General features: G+C 69.4%; 4 protein-coding genes and 2 pseudogenes. 3 read left to right on the top strand and 3 right to left on the bottom strand.

The window, feature by feature from the left end; genetic code table 11:
* The first annotated feature begins 255 nt into the window (after positions 1-255).
* Complete coding sequence (locus ACIRA5_RS51435) at positions 256-588, top strand: non-heme iron oxygenase ferredoxin subunit (RefSeq protein ID WP_403705009.1); 333 nt, start codon at positions 256-258, stop codon at positions 586-588.
* Positions 585-1187: a TetR/AcrR family transcriptional regulator gene (locus tag ACIRA5_RS51440; RefSeq protein ID WP_403705012.1), complete on the top strand. Its 603-nt coding sequence runs from the start codon at positions 585-587 to the stop codon at positions 1185-1187. Before ACIRA5_RS51435 ends, ACIRA5_RS51440 begins: the two co-directional genes overlap by 4 nt.
* 28 nt (positions 1188-1215) lie before the next feature.
* On the opposite strand, the gene ACIRA5_RS51445 is transcribed toward ACIRA5_RS51440, so the two are convergent.
* Both ACIRA5_RS51445 and ACIRA5_RS51450 read right to left on the bottom strand, forming a co-directional pair.
* Complete coding sequence (locus tag ACIRA5_RS51445; RefSeq protein WP_403705015.1) at positions 1216-1785, bottom strand: hypothetical protein; 570 nt, start codon at positions 1783-1785, stop codon at positions 1216-1218.
* A 101-nt stretch (positions 1786-1886) separates the two neighbouring features.
* A complete protein-coding gene (locus ACIRA5_RS51450) occupies positions 1887-2363 on the bottom strand; it encodes a hypothetical protein (RefSeq protein WP_403705017.1) in 477 nt (158 codons plus the stop codon).
* Positions 2364-2621: 258 nt separating this feature from the next.
* On the opposite strand from ACIRA5_RS51450, the pseudogene ACIRA5_RS51455 reads away from it, so the two are divergent.
* Positions 2622-2792: pseudogene (locus ACIRA5_RS51455) on the top strand (FAD binding domain-containing protein); the annotation flags it as partial.
* A gap of 122 nt (positions 2793-2914) precedes the next feature.
* Here the strand turns inward: ACIRA5_RS51455 and ACIRA5_RS51460 are convergent.
* Positions 2915-3313, bottom strand: a pseudogene (locus tag ACIRA5_RS51460) (helix-turn-helix domain-containing protein); the annotation flags it as partial.
* Between the last annotated feature and the right edge of the window lie 542 nt (positions 3314-3855).

Raw genomic sequence — 3855 nt, forward strand, 5'->3', positions numbered from 1 at the left:
AACTGCGCCCGAGCACGGTTCACTTCATGTGCGTCCACACACTCAGCATGCCGCTGAACACGGCCGACAGAAAGACCTAACGGAGTCCTACTAGGTCCAGGTGCCGAGACCGGATCGGGCTGCGGGCGGATTTCCACGCCCGGCCGCGTCGCTAACGTTGACGACCAGCCACGATCACGCGCGTGACGCTCCCGGCCTGCCCGACGCATCCCGGTGGAGCGGATGACCGCCCCCTGGAAGCACCCGAGGAGCTCGATGCCCGCCAGCGGCCACACCTACCTCTGCACGTTCGACGCACTGGAGGAGGGGATCCCCCGGCGGTTCGAGGCGGAGGGCGTGCCCGTCTCCGTGGTCCTGGCCGAGGGCGAGGTGTTCGCCATTCACGACGTGTGCTCCCACAGCGCCGTCTCGCTCTCCGAGGGCGAAGCGGACGGGTGCACGGTCGAGTGCTGGCTGCACGGCTCCCGCTTCGACCTGCGAACGGGCAAGCCGCTCGACCCGCCGGCCTCGCGGCCCGTCCCGGTCTATCCGGTGAGGATCGATGATGGTCGCGTATACGTCGATGTCGCACCGCGGAGTGGTGGATGACTGAGCCTTCGGGCGATCTCACGGGCGAGCGTGCCGATGCCGTCCGTAACCGTGCCCGTCTGCTGGAGGCGGCTGCCTGGCTGGTCGCCGAGCGAGGTGCCGAGCACGTGACGATGCACGAGGTCGCGCAGGTCGCCGGCGTGGGCAAGGGCACGCTCTTCCGCCGGTTCGGTGACCGCAATGGACTGCTGCTGGCTCTGCTCGATGACGTCGAGGCGGAGTTTTTCGAGGCGTACACCTCCGGTCCGCCACCGTTGGGACCGGGAGTGCCGGCGAAGGACCGGCTGACGGCCTTCGGCTGTGCGCTGATCGAGCGCGTCGCAGACGAGACGGATCCGGGCCCGGCACTGGGCCGTCAGGTCCCCGTGGAACGCCGTCAGACCACGCACTACGGCCGGGCCTTCCGCCACCATGTCCGATCACTTTTGCGGGAAGCGGGCGTCGTGGGCGACCACGCCCTGCTCGCCCATGCCCTGCTCGCTTTCGTGGACCTGGAGACCTTGGACTACTTGCGCGACGAGGAGCAGATCAGCACCGCGTCTGTGCAGAGCACGTGGGCGGATCTGGTCCGGCGGGTGACCGACGCCGACCAACGGTGACCGCACGCCCGCTTCCAGGGCGCCGTTGTCATGTAAGGAAGATGGGCACGGCGTTCGTCCCGCTCATGGCCTTGGCCTCTGCGGTGTTCTGGGCGGTGCGGTGGACGACGACGTTGCCGAGATCCCGGGACAGGTGTGTGACGAGGGTGGCGAGGCGTCGGTGCCAGTCGGCCTGGGCGGTTGGCGGAGGTACGACGATCAGTTCCAGTACGTCCGCGGGATGTGTGGCCGTTCCCTCGATGACGGCACCGTTCAGGGCCAGGTAGTCCGGTGCCGGTTGGAGGCGTTGCTGTGTCTCCTCGCGGACCCTGTCGATGACGGCGTCGCGCAGGTCCGTCAGCCGATGCAGGGCGGCCCAGACGACATGTCCGGGGACGAGGTGTACGGCTTCCCCCTTGCGCCTCGGCGCGATGAGGCCGAGCAGGCCGAGGCGGAAGAGCGCCGCTTCCAGTTGGGTCGACGTCACCGCGGCGTTCTTGGACAGTTCGTCGAGCGGGAGCGGTCTGGTGGCGTCCGTGCTGTGATGGTCGACGAGGGCGGTGAGGAGTCGGCCTGAGGTGCCGGGGAACAGGGCGGACAGTGGAGTTCCGAAGTTCAATTCGCGTCCTGGGTGGGGTTCTCGCCGGCTTCGCAGGCAGGTGGCATCGACGACGAAGCCGACGAGAGTCTCTGGAGGCTTGGGCGGCCTGTTTCGGGTGGTCAGGTGCCGGAGGACCATTCCTCCACGAGTGCGACGGCTGCCTCGTGGAACTCCGCGAGAACGTCGAGGAATCCGGCCCTGCCCCACAGCGCCGTCCCCAGAACGGCGACACCCACGGCCGTGATGTGCACCGCCCCGGTGACGTCCTGGCACGACACCGCGCGCATCGCCGACCGGTCCCCGCGGGCCCACGCTCGCGTCGCCTCGGCCACGGCGAACTCGTAGTGGGGCGGGGCGACGGTGGCGACCTCATCGGCCTGCCGCACCAGGTCGTCCAGCCTGAAGGGCCTGCCGGTCAGTTCCAAGATGCTGATGGTGGAGCGCACCAGGCCGTTCAGGATGGCGTACATCTCCAACAAGCCGCCCGAGTCCAGGCCGTCCAGCGCCTCTCGGACCGCGACGCCGTCGTGGTCCGCGTAGCCCCGGACCACGTTCATTGCACGGTCGCGGGAGGTCTTGTGCGCTGCGTCGCTCATATGGATCACCCTAGGGACGCAAGGAGGAGCGCGGATCGGTCTCTCGGCTCAATGTGCCTCGTAAGTAAGCACTAGGACCGACGACCACGCCCCCTGCCGGAGTCAGCCTTCGACGGCTCCGGTGAGTACGCCGGTCCTGAAGCGCTGCTGCATGAACGGGGAGACGACGAGCAGGGGAGCCAGGACCACAACGGCCACGGCATCCACACGTCACCGGCGCCAGTCGCGGGCCCCTCACAGCTAGACGAGGCCCACGTCATGCACCCCTTCGCCTACCACTCCGCCGCCACCGTCCCCGAGGCCGCCACCGTCCCCGAGGCCGTCCAGTCCGCCGTACGCGGCGCCCGGTACATCGCCGGCGGCACCACACTGGTCGACCTGATGCGGGAGACCGTCGAACGACCCGATGAGATCGTCGACATCACCGCCCAGCAGTCGCCTTCGTCGCGCTGGGCGCCGTGGTCCGGCTGCGCGGCGAGGACGGTGAACGTCGTCTGCCGCTGGCCGAGTTGCTGCTCAGGCCCGGTGACACCCCGCACCGCGAGCACGCTCTCAACCCAGTTGCGTTCTTTCTGCGGGATCCGCGCGAAGTCGGTGGCCAGGACCGACGCCAGGCGGTTCCAGGCCGGCACGCCCATGTAGCGGCCCGGAACGAGCGCCGGAATGGCCGTCAGCCCGTCCAGCAACCGTCCTGGCCGGGGCTGTACGCACTGAGCCCGGGGCCGCCGGGCAGCTCTGGTTTCCTGGCCGAGCAGGTCGAAGACGTAGTGCCGTTGTGTGTCGTCGAGGCGCAGCGCGGAAGCCACCCCCGCCAGCACGCTCGGGGTGACCGCGATACGCGGCTGCTCGATACGGCTGTAGTAGTCCGTGCTGATCGCGGCCGGCTCAGCCACTTCCTCGCGCCGGAGCCCGGGCACCCGACGCGGCTCGTCCCAGACCGCGAGGCCCACGGCTTCCGGACGCAGCTCATCGCGTTCCTGTGGGGACCAGCCGGATGCGGGATCACGAAGCAGGGGAGTGCCATCTGTCTGAGTGCCTTTCGTTCCCAGGGCGTGCTCACAGCCCCGGAAGCGACTGCTACCGGGTCGGCGCCGTGGCGGTGTCCCGGTGGTTGTTCCACACGCCGAGCACGTCCTTCTCGGTGATCGGCCTGTCGATGGCCGTGGCCGAGTCACCGGATGTGCGACTGGGCATGGGGGCTGTCTGCGACTGGTTGGGCGCACGGGTCCGCGTGGGGCCCGCGTCGGACGAGGCGTCCGAGCCGCAGGGCGCCAACGTCACCATCAGCGAAGCCGTCCCGAGCAGGGCGGCGGCTCGCGGTGCAACTCGCTTGGCCTTCATCCTCTTTCACACCTGCTCTCGTGACTTCGTGGTGGGGGCGGGCCGGGGGCCCGCGCCCCAACCTCCGAGCAAGAACACGGCCCAAGCCACACGGTCGCAGGTGCGTCTGTGTTGCGCGGGGGGCGGGGCGGGGGGGGGAGGCCCCCGGGGC

The organism is Streptomyces sp. NPDC096311, assembly GCF_044763085.1.
Taxonomy (GTDB): Bacteria; Actinomycetota; Actinomycetes; order Streptomycetales; family Streptomycetaceae; genus Streptomyces.

What these genes read in the sequence shown, in the direction of transcription:
- ACIRA5_RS51435 (WP_403705009.1), top strand. Translation starts at nt 256, where the DNA reads ATGCCCGCCAGCGGCCACACCTACCTCTGCACGTTCGACGCACTGGAG.
- ACIRA5_RS51440 (WP_403705012.1), top strand. Translation starts at nt 585, where the DNA reads ATGACTGAGCCTTCGGGCGATCTCACGGGCGAGCGTGCCGATGCCGTC.
- ACIRA5_RS51450 (WP_403705017.1), bottom strand. Translation starts at nt 2,363, where the DNA reads ATGAGCGACGCAGCGCACAAGACCTCCCGCGACCGTGCAATGAACGTG.